Origin of the sequence: Limnoglobus roseus, from assembly GCF_008254045.1 — a bacterium.
Lineage (GTDB): Bacteria > Planctomycetota > Planctomycetia > Gemmatales > Gemmataceae > Limnoglobus > Limnoglobus roseus.
The window spans coordinates 2,040,372-2,056,206 of sequence record NZ_CP042425.1 but is presented as its reverse complement, the minus strand read 5'-3'; the positions used below and the strand labels follow the sequence as shown (position 1 = coordinate 2,056,206).

Genomic DNA, 15,835 nt, shown 5'->3' with positions numbered 1-15,835 from the left:
CCCTCCTATTTCCTAAATGATTTCAGGACCGCCAGTGGCCGCAATTTCTTCGGTCGAATGGCGTGCGGCAGCACTTCGCGGAACAGCGACTCGATCTCCTGGGCGGCGTCCCGGCCCCGCGCCCCCATCCGCCAGACGACCGTCCCCTGCCCCGGCGCGTCGGCGTAGATCTGCTTGAGCGTGAGGGCCGCTTTCGTCAGTGGCAAGCCAAGTGCGGCGGCCGCGTCCTTCATGTCCTGGGTGAGCCGGTAGGTTTTGCCGACCATGCTCAGCACGATGACCGCCTCGGGCCGGCCCTGCCGGATGTCCTGGGACTGCCGGAGCACGGCGGTCGCCTGGGCCAACGCCCGGACCTCGAGCATCGACGCCTTGCACGGCACGAGGGCGAGGTCGGCGCGGAGCAACAACGCCCGGCTCGTCTCGGTGTTGCTGCCGGGGCCGTCGGCCACGACGAAGTCGGCCTCCTGGTCGAGTTGCGGCAGCGAATCGAGAATGGCCGACGGGTCGGCGAGGCGGACGGTGCGAATCTCCGGCGCGGCCTCGGCGAGCCATTCGCTCGACGACTGTTGGGCGTCGCAATCGGCGAGAACCACGGAATGGCCCTGCTCGGCGAGCCACGTGGCGAGGTGGACGGAGATGGACGTCTTGCCGACGCCGCCCTTGGAGTTGGCGAGGACGATAATCATGGGCCGAACCTTAGCGCACCTCTCCCATGCTGGCAAGCAAGATGTGCGACCGGCTGGCAAGTTGTCCGGCCGTGTGGCTTGCATGTCACACGGCCAGCTTGCCGACGGGCTGGCTCGTCGGTGGGATGGCCAGTCATCCTGTCATCGTGCTGGCCAACTTGCTTGCGGTCTTGGATGCTGTCAAACTTGCAAGTCAGCTTTCCATCCCGTCAGGCTGTAAGCCCTCCGCCATGTAGACATGGCAGCTTATCGGCTTGCTTTCATGATGCCCTGCTGGCCGGCCAGCAGGCTGGCTGACGGCGATTTCGCCGCGAAATTCGTCCTTAGCGGAGCTAAGGGAAGACGTCTGACAACTTTTGTGCTTCGCTCGCATATGACTTGATGATTCGTGCGATTGTCCGAGTCATCTGGCTGACTGGCCAGGAGCAATGTCCTCAAGCCGGACGACAGCGGATGGCAAACTATATAGTGGACCCCATTTGCGAGACCAAAAACCGACGAATTTAAGCTACTCCTTCGCCGGCTCTTTTGACCGTCCGGCCCGGTACACCTCGGCCGGGGTCTTGTACCCCAGTGACTGGTGCAAGCGGGCCTCGTTGTAGAAGGTGAAGTACGCCTTCAACCCCCGCTCCAACTCGGTCACCGTCTCGTATCCCCGCAGGAACACGTCCTCGTACTTCACCGTCCGCCACAGCCGCTCGACGAACACGTTGTCCAGGCACCGCCCCCGGCCGTCCATGCTCACCCGCGCCCCGGCCGCCTCCACCCGCTCGACCCACGCCCCGGCCGTGAACTGCACCCCTTGATCGGTGTTGAACACCTCCGGGGTGCCGGCCGCCAACGCCTCGTCCAGCATGTCCCGGCAGAACGCCCCGTCGAGCGTGTTCGACAACCGCCAGGCCACCACGTACCGGCTGTACCAGTCGATGGTGGCGGCCAAGTACATGAACCCGCCGGGCAGCGGCAGGTATGTAATGTCGGCACTCCACACCTGCCCGACGCGGTCGATCGGCACGCCGCGGAGGAGGTACGGGTACACCGGGTGGCCCCGCCCGGCCGACAGCTTCGGCTTCGGGTGGATGGCTTCCAGGCCCATGACCCGGAGCAACCGCTGGACCCGCTTGCGGTTCGCCGGGTGGCCGTTGCGGGCCAGCCACCGGGCGATCCGCCGGCTGCCGTAGAACGGGCAGGCCGTGTACTGCTCGTCGATCCGCCGCATGAGGGCCAGGTTGTCGGCCGACTCCTCGGCCGGCCCCCGGTAGTACGTGGCCCGGCCGAGCCCGACCAGTTGGCACTGCCGACGGACGCTCAGGTCGGCGTGCCCGGGGTCGATCAGCGGCCGCAGGTCGTCAACCGAACGTCGCAGCTTTTTTTTTCACCCAGTCGAGCTCGACCTTGAGCCGGCCGATCTGCTCGTACAGCGCGGGTGTCTGGTCGTCGCCGGGGGCGACCGCCTTCGCTCCGGCGGCGAACACGGCCTCGGCCCCGGCCAGGAGTTGCTTCTTCCACCCGTGGATGAGGGTCGGGTGGACGCCGAAGTGGGCGGCCAACTCGTTGACCGTCTTGTCGCCCTTCACCGCGGCCAGAGCGACCTGGGCTTTGAACGCCGCCGTGTGGGTCTTCCGCTTCGCCGTCATCAGGACCACCTCCGAGGGCCGCCAGAGTAGCTTACCTGGCGGTCTCAGTTTCGGGGTCCACTATAGTGGCTGCACACAGGTATCGGACGTGGGACCGCTGGCGAAGCTCGCCTGCCTCGCCGAACTGAACCTAAATAGTTGCTATAGGGTGTCGGACCTGGGGCCACTCGCGAAACTCGACCGCCTCACCGAACTGAACCTCGGTGGTTGCTATGGGGTGTCGGACCTGGGGCCGCTGGCGAACCTCGCCCGCCTCACCACGCTGGACTTTCGTTACTGCGATAGGGTATCGGACCTGGGGCCGCTGGCGAACCTCGCCCGCCTCACCACGCTGGACCTTCATGTCGGCGAAAGGGTGTCGGACCTGGGACCGCTGGCGAACCTCGCCCGCCTCACCACGCTGGACCTGAGTAATTGCGATAGGGTATCGGACCTGGGGCCGCTGGCGAACCTCGCCCGCCTCACCACGCTGAACCTGAGTAGTTGCTATGGGGTGTCGGACCTGGGGCCGCTGGCGAACCTCGCCCGCCTCACCACGCTGGACCTGAGTAATTGCGATAGGGTATCGGACCTGGGGCCGCTGGCGAAGCTCCCCCGCCTCACGACACTCCGTCTCAATTCAACTGGTGCAACGTCGTTCGGTCGATTGCATGACACCTTGCCGGAGTTGAAAAACCTTTATCTCTATGGCACACGCTTCCACGACGTGCACCCGTCGGTCTGTGGCGAACGTAGTTCTGACAACTGCCTGGAATCGGTCCGCCAGTATCTCGACGCCTGCGGCCCCGATGCAAAGCCGGACGCCGAGATCAGGCTCTTCGTTCTGGGCAACGGGGGGGCCGGCAAAAGCTACTTTGTGCGGCGGCTCCAGGGCAAAACGTTTGACGGGATCGAACGGGAAAAGCTTCGCTCCACGCACGGCGTCCAGATCACCACGTACCGCACGCCCCACAAGGACTGGGGACTGCCCCACCCGGTTCGGCTCGGCATTTGGGACTTCGGCGGGCAGGACATCTATCACAGCACCCACGCCCTGTTCCTGCGCGAGCCGGCCGTCTACGCCCTCCTCTTCTCGCACACGACCGAGAACGATGAGATCGTCCGCGAGGGCGGGTTCGAGATGCAGAACCGGCGGCTGTCGTACTGGTTCGCCTACCTACGGCAGGAAGCCGGCTCCTCCGGGACCGTTCACAGCCCCGTGCTGCTCGTCCAAAGCCGGGACGACGAGGCCCCCGCGTGGGAAGAACCGAACGCCGCCCCGCCCGCCCGCCAGTTCCCCCAGGTGTCGAGGATCATCCGCGCGAGCTCCAAAGCCCCCTACGGGTTGGATCACTTCCTGTTCACCCTGAAATGTGCCGTCGAGAAGTTGCTCCGGGACCACCCCCAACCGCCGTTGCCGGCAAGTTGGGTCAAGGTCCGGGACGCCGTCCGGGTCCGTCCGGGCAAGAAAAAACAACCCACCCTCACCCAGGAGGAGTTCCAAACCATCTGCAAACGGCACGGGTGCGAGGCGAACGCCGTCGTCCTCCGTGACGCCTTGCACCAAATGGGGGTCGTGTTCTATCGGGACGGCATTTTCGGCGACCGGATCGTTGTCGATCAAGCGTGGGTGTTGGAGAAAGTGTACGCCATCTTCGACCGCACGAAGGGGGAAGCGTTCCGGCAGGAGGTCTCCGACAAGAGGAGGAGGTTCCGCCGGAGCGACTTGGAACGCTTCTTCTGGCCGAAGGAGGAAGAGTCTCAGACCGATCAGCGGACGTACCTGAGTTTTATGGAACAGTGCGGCATTTGCTTCCGGGCGGACCCCGAGGGGCAAGCCTCGTATCCCTACGACGGGCTGTACATTGCCCCGGACCTCCTTCCGCGGTGGGAGGACGGCCCGTTAACGCAGTACGCCTGGTGGCCACGGCCGCCGGACGCGGGCGTGACCGTCCCGTACACCGTGTTGCACGACGGCATCGCCCGCGGGTTCCTATCGAGCATCGGCCGGGTCGCGGGCGACCGCGCCGAGTACTGGCGGTACGGGTGTTGGCTCCGCGACGCCGCCACAAAGAGTGAAGCCCTCGTCCGCACGCAGGGAAACGCCATCCGTCTGGAGGCCCGCGACGGCGACGCGGCGAAACTGCTGGAAACGCTCGTGAAAATGTTGGCGAAGGTTCCTTGCGGCCAACCTCTGCGGGTCGTGTGGGACGATCGGGGGCCGAACGCGGTCGCCCCGGAACGACCGGGGGGCGGGAAGCCGGAGGAGCGGCTGAAGCCGGAACGCCCGCCCCCGGAGGAGGGCGGTTTGGTGCGATTGGGAGTCGCCCACCGTCACCTCTGCGAACTCCTCGGCTTCTATCTGATCGGGTGCGGACTCTTGGGGAAGCGTTACAAGTCGGTCAACAAGGTCTTCGGATACCTAGAAGAATTAAGCGCAAGCCAGTGCCCGGAAGACCTTCACGGGTTTCACAAGTCGACGCTCTGGAAATACGTCGGAGTGCTCGAAACCAAAGTCTTTACGCAGTACTTCCGGGTGAAACAGGTTACCTTGCTCGACCGAGGCGAGAACGACGGATCGCCGGGCGGGGTACCCGCCGTACTGACGGACGACGGCCGGCGGGCGTGGAAGGCCACCCGGGCATTCCTCCAGGCCGAAGGCAAGTTGCCCCACTGGCCGGAACCGTTGGACGAGTTCGTATGAGAAGCAACGGTTGACATCGGGCATCGGTTCGGGCAAGTTCAAGCGTAGCCAACTCCTGTCCGCCCGTCCGAATGCCCTCCCCTTCCGAAACCGTGGACTACGCGTCCATCCGCTTCCCCAGCGACCGCATCGACGTCGCGGCCCTCCGCCGCGCCCACCCCGACCGGTTCGACGCCGAGGGCGGGCGGCGGTTCGCCGACGCAGGTTCCGATCCAACCTTCTTCCTCGACACCATCGTGTACCTGGAACGGCTCCTCGCCCGCTCAGCGTTCGACCACGCCGCCGGACGTTCAGCCAATCGGCAAAAGGGGGCCGGCATGAGCCGGTCCGAGTGCTTGAAAGACTTGACCGAGTTCTACCAGGCGTACGGCGTCGCGACGGGCGCGAAGCACACCGCGCAGTTGGTCCGCGGTTTTGAGGACCAAGCCGCTCACCAGGCCGGCCGTCGGCGGTGAGGGGGTGTTCGGGGCCGCCGAACACCCGTCTCAATCTGCCCGAACACGATTTTCAAGGGGATCGAATCCGGTAACGTGTGGGCATGTAACGAGAGCAGGCCGCCTTGCCGGGCGGCCTGCTCCGAAGCCCCGAACGGCCGAAACCCCTCGGAAGCGGCAGCACTCCCAGGGTAGTCGGCTTTCGCGCGGGGCACAAGCCCCGGGTCGCGCGATCCGGAGCCATCCACGGACCCTTGGGGGAGATCGAGCATGGCAACGAAGATGTGGACGCTGACGAAGCGGACGTTGGTCGCGGGGTTGACCCCCGCGGCCGCGAGCCCGATTTCGGGCCGACCGGGGCCCCCCCGCGACAGCGGCCGAGCCCCGGAGACGCTAAGCGGGCACCAGTCCTACCGGGGCCGGTTCCTCCCCGGCGAGTTCCCGCCCGCCCTGGTCGAGCCGGTGACGCGGGCCCTCGACTGTCGCAAGGGCAAAACGGTGACGGACCTGTTGCTCCGGGACCGGGCCGGGTACCTCGGGACGGCGTGGACCCGCCGGAACCTGTCGCTCCTCGCCGACTACCTCCCGGTGGCGTTCGAGGCGGCGATGGCCGCGCTGGTTCGCATGGTCAATTCGGGCGACGTGCAAACGGTGCCGGACCTCCAAGTCCGGATCGAGCAAGTGTTGGCGGTGACCGCCCGGAAGTACGGCTCGCGGTCGTACAAGAGACTGAACCCCAAGGTCGGCCACGGCCGCCCCAAGCAATCGGGTGAAGACGCGAAGGACCGCCCGAAGATGTTCGTGTCGGGCGGCCCCGTCCCCGCGGAGAAGGTAGACGGCGGGCCGCGGCCGGACGAGGCGGCGACGGCGGCCGAACTCGCGGACATCCTGGACCAGGCGCGCGCCGCCCTCGACCCGCGGGAGGTGCAAATCTTCGACGCGGTGCAGGCCCACCGCGTCCGGCACGGCGTCAAGGCCGCCTACCCCGCGGCCGTCCGCACGCTCGTCACCGACGGCCACGGGAAGCCGATTCCCGAGGGCGGCGCGGCATTCGCCGCCGCCGTGAGGTCTGTCCGGCGAACCTTCTTAACGGTCCGCCAAGTCTTGGCGGCCCGCGCCACGGCGGCCGGGTATGCCGTCCCACCCGCCCGCGAACGCCGTACGAAGCGCAAACCGGCCGGAGGACAATCGCCGGAGGGAACCCCGCCCGCGTAGGCAGACATTTGCTCCGACCGTAACAGGTGACGTCGTGGCGGGCGCCAGCCCGCCACGACTTTTCAATTGCCGAGTCGGCCCGGATGACCATGGCCGGCGTGGCGGCCCCTCCCCTTCAACCGAACACGCCGGTGATGATCTGCTGCTCAACGTTCGGAATGACGTGCAGATATCGCGAGTGCATTTCCGCGGACACGTGTCCAACCCACGATTGCAACACCCGCTGGTCAACCCGCTCGGCCGCGCAGATGCTGATGAAGGAGTGCCGGAGGACGTGCCACCCGCGCAGCGTTTCCCACGGAGTGCCCCGCACCATCTTGCGGAACGCCTGCTTTGCGTCCGCCGCCCGCAGCGGCTCGGGCGACGTCCCGCCACGGCCGGCCGGTCGCCGACAGAACAGGAACGGCCCGCCCGGGTGCCGCGTTAGCCAGTCTTGCACGGCTCCCTTGAGAAAGCCCGAGAGCGGCACGCGACGGGTGGATCGGTGCCCGCGGACCCGCTTCCGCTCCCGGACCACCGCCGAGTTCGCGTCCAGGTCCACGTCGTCGATTTGCAACCGCATTAACTCGGACCGTCTCACTCCGCTGTGAGCGGCGAACGCGATCATCGGATACAGAAACGGTTCGGCGGCGGAAGCCTTTGCCATTGCCAGAAACGCCGCGAGGTCGGCCTTGGTCAGGAACCAGCAGTCCCACAACTCGCGGGCTTGCCCCGCCGTCAGCCCGCCGCGGGCGATCTTCCGCTCGATCTCGTCCCGCGTCTGGAACGGCGGCTTCTCGTCTCCCTTCGGGTAGGTCAGGCCCCGGCCGGGGTACGCCCCCTCGATCAACTGCACGCGGACGCCCCAATTCCACACCGCCCGCACGGTGGACATCTCCTTCCTCAGCGTCACCGGCGACAACGGCCGCTTCCGCTTCCCCGTCGCCCGCCCCCGCGTGTCGAGGTAGCCCTGTAACTCGCGGGCGGTCAGCTCGCGGGCGACGAACCGCTCGCCCAAGACCGCCCGGACGTGCTTGAGGTGCAGCCGGGCCGTGTCGAGACTGTTCGCCTCCATCGCCCCGTTGGCGTGGGCGGCGAGGTACCGGTCGGCGAGGTCCTTCAAGGTGACGGCAACCGCCGCCGGCTCGACCCGGACGGGAACCTTCCCGCCGGCGAGTAGGTACGCGGCCACGTCGGCGTGGGCGGGCGGGGCTGGGAACTCCTGGTTGCGGATGCGGATGAGCAGGCGGTCCACCGTGCCGCGGAGAGCTTCGGCCTCGCGGCGGTCCTTGGTCTTGAGGGCGTGGCTGTGCTGCTTGCCCCGGTACCGGAACAGGAGGTGGAACCAGCCCTGACGTTGCTGCAAAGAGGCCATAGAATTGTCTCCCCACGGGTGCCACGCGAATGCCCTGTGGTTAGCAATCCGAGGGCAACGCGAGGCCCGGCACCGTTACATGCCGGGGAAACGGTCGAATTATCTCGTTCCGGAATTGCGACTTGCGAAGGCTTCGGGACCGGGGAGGATCACATTCCTGCCCTAGCCCTTCGGCCTGGGCTGACAGAACATGCCCTTCAGGCCCGAAAATCCTGCCGTCACCGCATTTCGCCCGTGTCCAGCAGCACGCCCATCGCCACGGCGATGCGGCGGTCGATCTCGCGCTCCTCATCGGCCGTCAGGTCTAGCACGTAACGGTCCATCAGCGTCGCCCGGTGGTTGAACTCGCCGAGCTTTTCCCCGTCGGCCACCCGCGTGAAGATAAAATTCGTGCGGAACGCCACCAACAGCAACGTCAGCAGCGGCAATTCTCCCGCGACGGCCCCGATGGTCCGCCGCATCACATGATCGCCGGGATGCCGACGAGGTCGATGGGGTACGACCTGTTGCACACTTCGCAGTAGACTTTGACGGGCATGGCGGCTTCCGAGTGGGGACGGACAACCGCCGCGTCCTCCCCCCCCCGACCGCGGGAAGTGCCATCAAAATTTCAGCCGATCAGCGGCCGGGGAATCGCGGGGAACGCCCCGCCGGCCGCTTCGCCTGCTTGCGCGGCGAGTGCCGGGGGGCGGCCGTTGGTTCTCGCGATTCATCTCGCCGCTTCAACGCGCGAAACGCGACGAACAGCATCAGCGGCACCGCGATCGACGAGAGCGCGAGGAGGGCGAAGGGCAAGATGTCCGTGAACGCCATGCCCCCATCCTACACCGTCGGCCGCTTCGTGTGCCAGTCGGTGGCGGCCTCGTACATGCGGGCGACTCGGAGCATGCGCTCCTCGTCGAACGGCGGCGACAGCAGTTGCAGGCCGATCGGCAGGTTCGTCTTCGTGAACCCGCACGGGATGCTCAGGCCGGCGATGCCGGCGAGGTTGCAACTGATCGTGTAGATGTCGCTGAGGTACATTGCCAGCGGGTTGTCGCTCTTTTCGCCCTTCTTGAACGCGGCCGTCGGAGCGGTCGGCCCCATGATGACGTCGCACTTCTCGAAGGCCGCGTCGAAGTCGTTCTTGATCAGCCGGCGGACCTTGAGGGCCTTCAGGTAGTAGGCGTCCTTGTAGCCGCTGCTGAGGGCGTAGGTGCCGAGCATGATGCGGCGTTGCACTTCCTTGCCGAAGGCTTCACCGCGGGACTTGGCGTAGGTGCCGATCAGGTCGGCCTTCTGCTTCGTGCGGTGGCCGTAGTGCATGCCGTCGAACCGGGCGAGGTTCGAGGACGCTTCCGCCGTCGCGACGATGTAGTAGACCGACACCGCGTAGGACGAGTGCGGTAGCGACACGTCGATCAGCTTCGCGCCGAGCTTCTCGTACTCCTTCAACGCCGTGCGGATCGCGGCTTCGACTTCGGAATCGAGACCCTCGCCGAAGAACTCCTTCGGCACGCCGATGCGCAGCCCTTCGACCTTGTCGTTCAGCGTCTTTGTGTACGCCGGTACGGGTTGGTTCACGCTCGTGGCGTCGTGCGGGTCGAAGCCGCTGATGATTTCCATGAGCAGGGCGTTGTCGTAAACGTCGTGCGTGAACGGGCCGATCTGGTCGAGCGACGACGCGAACGCGATCATCCCGTACCGGCTGACGCGGCCGTAGGTCGGTTTGATGCCGACGATACCGCACAGGCTGGCCGGTTGGCGGATCGAACCGCCGGTGTCGGTGCCGAGGCTGACCGGGGCGAGGCACGCGGCGACGGCGGCGGCCGACCCACCGGACGACCCGCCGGGGATGCGTTCCGGGTCCCACGGGTTGCGGGTGGTCTTGTAGGCGCTGTTCTCGGTGGACGACCCCATCGCGAACTCGTCCATGTTCGTCTTACCGATCAGGATGGCGTCGGCCGCCTTCAACCGGGCGACGACGGTCGCGTCATACGGCGGCACGAAGCCTTCGAGAATCTTGCTGCTGCACGTCGTCGGGATGCCCTTCGTGCAGAGCACGTCTTTAATGGCGATCGGCACGCCGGCGAGGGCACCGAGTTTCGCCCCACTCTTCCGCTTCGCGTCGATGACAGCGGCGACGGCCTTCGCGTTCGCCCCTTCGACGTGCATGAACGCCTGCACCTTCTGGTCGCGGTCGGCAATGCTCGCCAGGAAGGCGTCGGTGATTTCGACGGCCGACGCTTTGCCGGCGGCTTGCAGGGCGAGGAGTTCGGCGGCCGTTTTTTCAGTAAGCGACACGGGTGATTCTCGTCGGTCGGAGTCGAGAGGAAGACGAAGGGTTAAACTATGTCGCGGGGAGAGGAGGTCAATTCACACCGAGGGAAGCACCGAGACGGGGTAGGCAATGACCGCCTGATCGACAGTCGCGATCGTCAGACCGTGCTGAAGGGCTTGCGCGACCAGAAGCCGGTCGAACGGGTCGCGGTGCAATGCCGGTAGGTTGGCGAGGTGGACCATTGCCCCTTCATCAATGGGAAGGGCCGCGATTCCGTGTGCGTCGCGCTGCAGCGGGAGGTATATGGCCGGTGGAGCGGGCAAGGGGAGCTTCCCCATTTGATATTTGATCACGGCTTCCCAAACGGACGCCGCACTCAGGTAAACTCGATTGGAAGGGTTTTGAATCGTCAGTCGGTAGGCGGTCGGTAGTTTGGCGTCGTTCAGGATGTGCCAGAGGAATATATGCGTATCGAGCAGGACGTTCATGAGGCTTCAAAGCTCTCCAGAAACTCGTCAGGGAGCGGGGCATCGAAATCATCGGGGACCGTGAATTCGCCGGCAGCCAGGCCAACGGGTCGGGGCGACGTTGAGGGAGAAGGGACAGGCCGTACTTCCGCCACCGGCTGAGATCCCCGAAGGATCAGAATGTATTCCCCGGCTTCGACCCGCGTGAGGAACGATGTCGGGTCGTTAGTCAAGTCTTGCAGGGTAATCGTGCTCATGGCATGATTGTAACCCCCAGCGCCGACCAAAGAAACGCAGATGATCGAGCAACGGGATCAATAGTCAGCGGCAAGGAATCAAGCGATGACCGTTTTTCACCGGCATCAGTGGACCCGAGTTCCTTCAAAGTTGCTGTGCGGCAATGCTGTTGCTGGCGGATGGTTCTTTGGCGATCTGCCTATTCATCGTGTGGATGATCGAACGATTCGTGCCGCGCGAGGAGGATCGGCGTTAATGGCTCACCGGCTCATCCGTGTCGAACACGGCGGGGACGCCGAAGAAGTCGGCGAGACGATTCGGGGCGTTGGCGAGGGCTTCGTCCGGCGTCAGGCAGGTGCCGATCACGTCTTCACGGAAGACGTTCGCCACCGGCAGCGGGTGGGCTAGCGGTTCGACGCCGTCGGTGTTGAGTTGGCCGAGTTGGTCGACGTAATCGAGGATGGCCGAGAGCTGCTTTTGCATCGTCGCCAGGTCGGCGTCGGACATCTCCAGGCGGGCCAGTTTCGCCACCTTCCGCACTTCGTCGAGTGTCAACGACATGCCCAAGTCCCCACGGCAGTTACGTGCAAAGAGCGCGGGAAGTTCCCGCGCTCGGGTTCGCAATGCGATTCGGTGAATTAGACCGCTTGCATGCTGAACGGCTGCCGCTTCATCGGCTTCGTGACGCTGCCGCTGCGGATGCAGGCGACGCAGACGCGGGCGCGGACGGTTTCGCCCTTCTCGCCGGCAATCTTGATGCTCTGCAGATTCGGGCGGTACGTCCGGCGGCTGATGCCGGTGATCTTCTTACCGACGCCGCCGAGGTATTTGGCCTTACCGCGGTAGGTCTTCTGATTGCCCAGTTGCGGCGTCTTCTTGCACACTTCGCACTGCTGGCCCATGACACGATTCCTTAATACGATCGCAATTTCAGAACTACCACTATAGGACCACCGGTCCGAGCGACAAGTCACGAGGGCGAAAAACGGCTCGCAACGCTCAGACTCGAATCCAACACCTCCAAGTCTGAAAGAGATTTCATCTCTGATGAAACCCGCGTCCCCTGGAGGCATCTACGAGTACAACCGCCCAAAACGCGGGAATTCCTCGAACTTGCGCTTTTCCCCCGATTCTGTTGACAGGGCGGTTCAGGTTGTTATTCTGCCGCCCGCTGAATCGCACTACTTGTGACCGCGGTCCCCCACTGCCGGCACGCTCGTGCGCCCAAGGAAGGGTTGCCTATGTCCTCTCCGAACACTCCGCGGCCGAACTTGTCGCTGGAATGTTTAGAGGTGCGCGACATGCCGGCCGCCGGGCAATGGCTCGTCGAGCCGTTCCAGCGCGGCCCCGTGAATGGCCTGCCGTCCGGGTGGAGCCAGTGGAGCAACGACGGCTCGAAGGCGTTCCAGGTGGACGCTTACGGGGCCGGCCTCGGCGACTCCGGGCGACTCGTCTCCAGCGGCACGTCCACCACCACCTCGCGGGCGTGGGTCACGTCTTCCTATTCCGTCAACGTCGACACCTCGGCCGCCGTCTACCTGACATCGACGTCGCAGGTGCAGTTGTTCGTCCGCGGGCAGAACCTCGGCACGACCACCGCCAGCTACTACGCGGCGTCGGTCACGCGGGGCGGGCAGGTGCAGCTTCTGAAGGTCGTGGACGGCAAGTCGACCGTCCTCGGTACGGTGAACTCGTCCGAGTACCTGAGCAACCGCTGGGTGACGATCGACATTCTCGCGGCCGGCAGCACGATCCAGGTCCGGCTCAACCGCGGCGACACGAACCAGTACCTCGGGCCGGACGGCAAGTGGACCCGACAGCCGGTCGCGGCCATCGACAAGACCGACACGAGCGTTCCGAAAGGCGGGTTCGTCGGCTTCGCCCGCAACTCGGGCACGGCCGACTCGGTCGCCCTCGACAGCCTTCGCATCGGCCCGTCCGGCGTGCCGGTCCGGGATAACTTGTTCGAAGACCGCTTCGCCGCCGGGAAGGCGAACGGCCTGCCGAGCGGGTGGGGCACGTACACCACCGCCCCGGCCGGCCAACTGACCCTCGGCACCGAAACCGATGAGACGCTGCGGATCACCGCCCCGGGCAACGCCGTCACGCGGGCCTGGTTGAACCGCGTGCTGCCGGACGACGTGCAGGTGTCGTCGTCGATCTACGTCGATTCGCTCATCCCCGCCAGCATCGTCGCCCGCGGCACCAGCCTGGGGACGGCCACGCCGACCTACTACGGTCTGACCGTGACCCGCGGGTTGAACGTCACCCTGACGAGCGTGGTCAACGGCAAGGAAACGGTCCTCGGCACGGTCGCGTCGAAAGACTACGTGAGTGGCCAGTGGATTCAGGCGTCGCTGATCGTGAAGGGGTCCAGCCTCCGGGCGCAAATTTACCGCTCCGACACCGGCCAGTACCTGAACGCCGACGGGACGTGGAGCCTGACGCCGAGTTGGGCGATGTCGAAGAGTAACACGGCGATCCGGACCGGCGAGCGCGTCGGATTGATCCGCGGGACCGGCGTGGCCGGGACGCTGACCTTCGACAACTTCATCGTGACCTCGACGCCGGACAGTCTCACCGTCCCGGACGACATCCCGACGGAGCAAGACAAGACCGGCACGCCGATCATCAAGACGCCGGAAGACCCGCCCGTGGTCCCGCCGATCGTGCCGCCAACGATTCCGCCGCCGCCGACCGTCCCACCACCGCCGACGACGGTGCCGCCGGCCGTCCCGCCCACGGTCCCACCGGTTGTGCCGCCCGTGGTCCCGCCGACCGTGCCGCCACCACCCACGACGGTACCGCCGGTTGGTCCGACCCAACTGCCCACGGTGCCGCGGCACTACTCGTACATCCGCGTGGCCCAACTGGCGTATTACGGCACGCCGTTCGGCACCACCGAAACGAGCATCCTCAAGAACAGCGTTGACCTCGTCATTCCGAACACCGCGTACCTCAGCACGATCAACAGCGTGTCGCCGAACACGCCGCAGTTCATCTACACGAACGTCACGAACATCTACCTCGACCTGTACACCGACTGGCTGGCCTACGCCGACAAGAACAAGATCAGCCGCGAGAGCGCCTTCTACCACGTCACGAAGGAAACGCCGTTCATCGGCCTGAGCGCGTCGAGCGTGCCGGTCAACCAGTTCTGGGGCGTGTACAGCGGCAGCGACGCGACCGGGTGGACGAACGTCACCAGCAACGCGCAGCAGAGTATGCTGCCGTTCGCCCTGAGCGGGACGGCCAACCAGTCTGTGGCGTTCGGCTACCCGGAAAAGTACCGCGAGTTGAACTTCGACATCAAGACGGCCGCCGCCGGCACTTGGGCCGGCCAGTACGAGTACGTGTCGGCCGTGGACGCCAACGGCAAGCCGACGAAGTGGAGCACACTGAACACGCTGACCGATACGACAACCGGCATGAAACGCGACGGCCAGGTGACGTTCGACCCGCCGAAGGACTGGGTGGCCGCGAGCATCAACGGGTCGGCCCGGCTGTTCTACGTCCGCGAGACGACGACGAAAGCTGGCACGGCACCGCAAATTAACACCGTCCTCGGCCGCGACTACACGAACTTCAAGGGGGCGGTGCAGGGCGGCGTCACCCCAGCGTTCGACTACTCCGCGGACAAGGACGGCGACGGCTACCTGAACAACGCCGAGTGGGCGGCCCGCAAGGCCGGGTTCAACGCGCGGTTCGTCTACGAGAGCCGACTGTTCTACCCGACCTACGGCCCGAGCCGGTTCGCCACGAACATCGGCAACGCCAGCTTCCAGGCGTGGGCGGTGGACTACAGCAACCGTGTGTTGGCTAGCCAGCCGTTGGCCGACGGCCTGTTCGTCGATAACTCGACCGGCAAGATCGCCGTCGACCCGGCGACGATCAAGGAGAACTTCAGCAACTACGCCAACGACCACGGCGCGCTGCTCGGCAAGATCAACAACGCCCTGAAGGCGAAGGGCAAGTGGATCGTCGCCAACACCGCTGGGTCGGGCACGGCCGGCGAACCGATCGCGAAGGCCGGCGTGACGTACCTGGAAGAGTTCGCGATCCGGCCGGTGAGTTCCAACCACGTGCAGTTCGACGACCTCGCCGCGATGCTCGCCTACCGCCGGCAGCTCTCCGGCGGCAAGGCGTACGAAATTCTTGACAGCCTCGTGCAAGGGATGGACTGGTCCGACCCCCGCGTGCAACTGACGACGCTGGCGATGTACTACACGCTCGCCGACCCGAACCTGTCGATGCTGATGATGAACGGCGGCAACGAGCCGGCGAGCAGTTGGACCCGCCACTGGACCGACGCGATCAAGTTCAACGTCGGCCAGCCGACCGGCGACTTCAAGGTCGTCCAGACCGGCGTGGACCCGGCCAACAAAAGCCTGGTGTACAAGGTCTACGGCCGCACCTATCAGAACGCTCTCGTCCTCTACAAGCCGCTCTCCTACACCCGCGGCGTGAACGGCACGACGGCCGACAATACCGCGACGGTGTACCAACTCGACGGCTACTACCGCCCGGTGAAGGCCGACGGCACCCTCGGCACGGCCGTCAACAAGATCACCCTCCGCAACGGCGAAGGCGTGATTCTGGCGAAGGTGAAGTAAGCTTTTTCGAAACGGCGAGCGGCCCGGCGTAAGCGGGCCGTGTCTGAGTGCGCTCAAGACACGGCCCGCTTACGCCGGGCCGCTCGCCTTGAGATTTCCCCGTCTCGCACATTTCCCTTATTTCTGGTTGACAACCCTCCGGTCGAATCTTATCCAGTAGTGTACAAATTTATAGTACTCGTAAACGAAGGGGCCGACGAAGCACGTCCGGCTCCGCCGGGTCGGGCGGCCGCGAGCGCGAGGGACCAA

Annotated in this window: 13 protein-coding genes; 4 read left to right on the top strand and 9 right to left on the bottom strand. The window is 65.4% G+C overall.

All coding sequences use genetic code 11. The features are described 5' to 3' along the window. Positions 1–5 precede the first annotated feature (5 nt). Positions 6–686 (bottom strand): division plane positioning ATPase MipZ, encoded by a 681-nt coding sequence (locus PX52LOC_RS08625; RefSeq protein ID WP_149109714.1) that lies wholly within the window; start codon positions 684–686, stop codon positions 6–8. Between the two features lie 508 nt (positions 687–1,194). Further along, positions 1,195–2,326, bottom strand: a protein-coding gene (locus tag PX52LOC_RS08620) for an IS3 family transposase (RefSeq protein ID WP_390637529.1) whose coding sequence is annotated in 2 segments (ribosomal slippage) — positions 1,195–2,043 and positions 2,045–2,326 — 1,131 coding nt in all. Because the reading frame shifts where the segments join, the coding sequence is not laid out codon by codon here. 85 nt (positions 2,327–2,411) lie between these two features. On the opposite strand from PX52LOC_RS08620, the gene PX52LOC_RS08615 reads away from it, so the two are divergent. The 3 genes from PX52LOC_RS08615 (at position 2,412) to PX52LOC_RS08605 (ending at position 6,655) form a co-directional block, all read left to right on the top strand. Beyond that, positions 2,412–5,006, top strand: coding sequence for a leucine-rich repeat domain-containing protein (locus PX52LOC_RS08615; RefSeq protein ID WP_168218871.1), 2,595 nt, complete (start codon positions 2,412–2,414; stop codon positions 5,004–5,006). A gap of 92 nt (positions 5,007–5,098) precedes the next feature. Then, complete coding sequence (locus PX52LOC_RS08610; protein WP_149109712.1) at positions 5,099–5,461, top strand: hypothetical protein; 363 nt, start codon at positions 5,099–5,101, stop codon at positions 5,459–5,461. A 249-nt stretch (positions 5,462–5,710) separates the two neighbouring features. Further along, entirely contained in the window at positions 5,711–6,655 is a 945-nt protein-coding gene (locus PX52LOC_RS08605; protein ID WP_149109711.1) for a hypothetical protein, read from the top strand. Between the two features lie 115 nt (positions 6,656–6,770). On the opposite strand, the gene PX52LOC_RS08600 is transcribed toward PX52LOC_RS08605, so the two are convergent. The 7 genes from PX52LOC_RS08600 to PX52LOC_RS08565 all read right to left on the bottom strand — a co-directional run bounded on the left by PX52LOC_RS08600 (position 6,771) and on the right by PX52LOC_RS08565 (position 11,875). After that, positions 6,771–8,009 carry a tyrosine-type recombinase/integrase gene (locus tag PX52LOC_RS08600; protein ID WP_149109710.1) on the bottom strand — a complete coding sequence of 413 codons (1,239 nt, stop codon included), beginning with the start codon at positions 8,007–8,009 and terminating at the stop codon, positions 6,771–6,773. 218 nt (positions 8,010–8,227) lie between these two features. Continuing rightward, a complete protein-coding gene (locus PX52LOC_RS08595; RefSeq protein ID WP_149109709.1) occupies positions 8,228–8,470 on the bottom strand; it encodes a hypothetical protein in 243 nt (80 codons plus the stop codon). A 157-nt stretch (positions 8,471–8,627) separates the two neighbouring features. Then, entirely contained in the window at positions 8,628–8,822 is a 195-nt protein-coding gene (locus tag PX52LOC_RS08590; protein ID WP_149109708.1) for a hypothetical protein, read from the bottom strand. A 9-nt stretch (positions 8,823–8,831) separates the two neighbouring features. Continuing rightward, a complete protein-coding gene (gene gatA / locus PX52LOC_RS08585) occupies positions 8,832–10,292 on the bottom strand; it encodes an Asp-tRNA(Asn)/Glu-tRNA(Gln) amidotransferase subunit GatA (protein WP_149109707.1) in 1,461 nt (486 codons plus the stop codon). Between the two features lie 72 nt (positions 10,293–10,364). Continuing rightward, positions 10,365–10,757 carry a type II toxin-antitoxin system VapC family toxin gene (locus PX52LOC_RS08580; protein WP_149109706.1) on the bottom strand — a complete coding sequence of 131 codons (393 nt, stop codon included), beginning with the start codon at positions 10,755–10,757 and terminating at the stop codon, positions 10,365–10,367. Positions 10,758–11,225: 468 nt separating this feature from the next. Then, the gene (gatC, locus tag PX52LOC_RS08570; RefSeq protein WP_149109704.1) at positions 11,226–11,534 is read right to left on the bottom strand and encodes an Asp-tRNA(Asn)/Glu-tRNA(Gln) amidotransferase subunit GatC; all 309 of its coding nucleotides are present in this window, start codon (positions 11,532–11,534) and stop codon (positions 11,226–11,228) included. Between the two features lie 77 nt (positions 11,535–11,611). After that, a complete protein-coding gene (locus tag PX52LOC_RS08565; protein WP_149109703.1) occupies positions 11,612–11,875 on the bottom strand; it encodes a large ribosomal subunit protein bL28 in 264 nt (87 codons plus the stop codon). Positions 11,876–12,214: 339 nt separating this feature from the next. On the opposite strand from PX52LOC_RS08565, the gene PX52LOC_RS08560 reads away from it, so the two are divergent. Beyond that, positions 12,215–15,586 (top strand): hypothetical protein, encoded by a 3,372-nt coding sequence (locus PX52LOC_RS08560; protein ID WP_149109702.1) that lies wholly within the window; start codon positions 12,215–12,217, stop codon positions 15,584–15,586. The last annotated feature ends 249 nt before the right edge of the window (positions 15,587–15,835 follow it).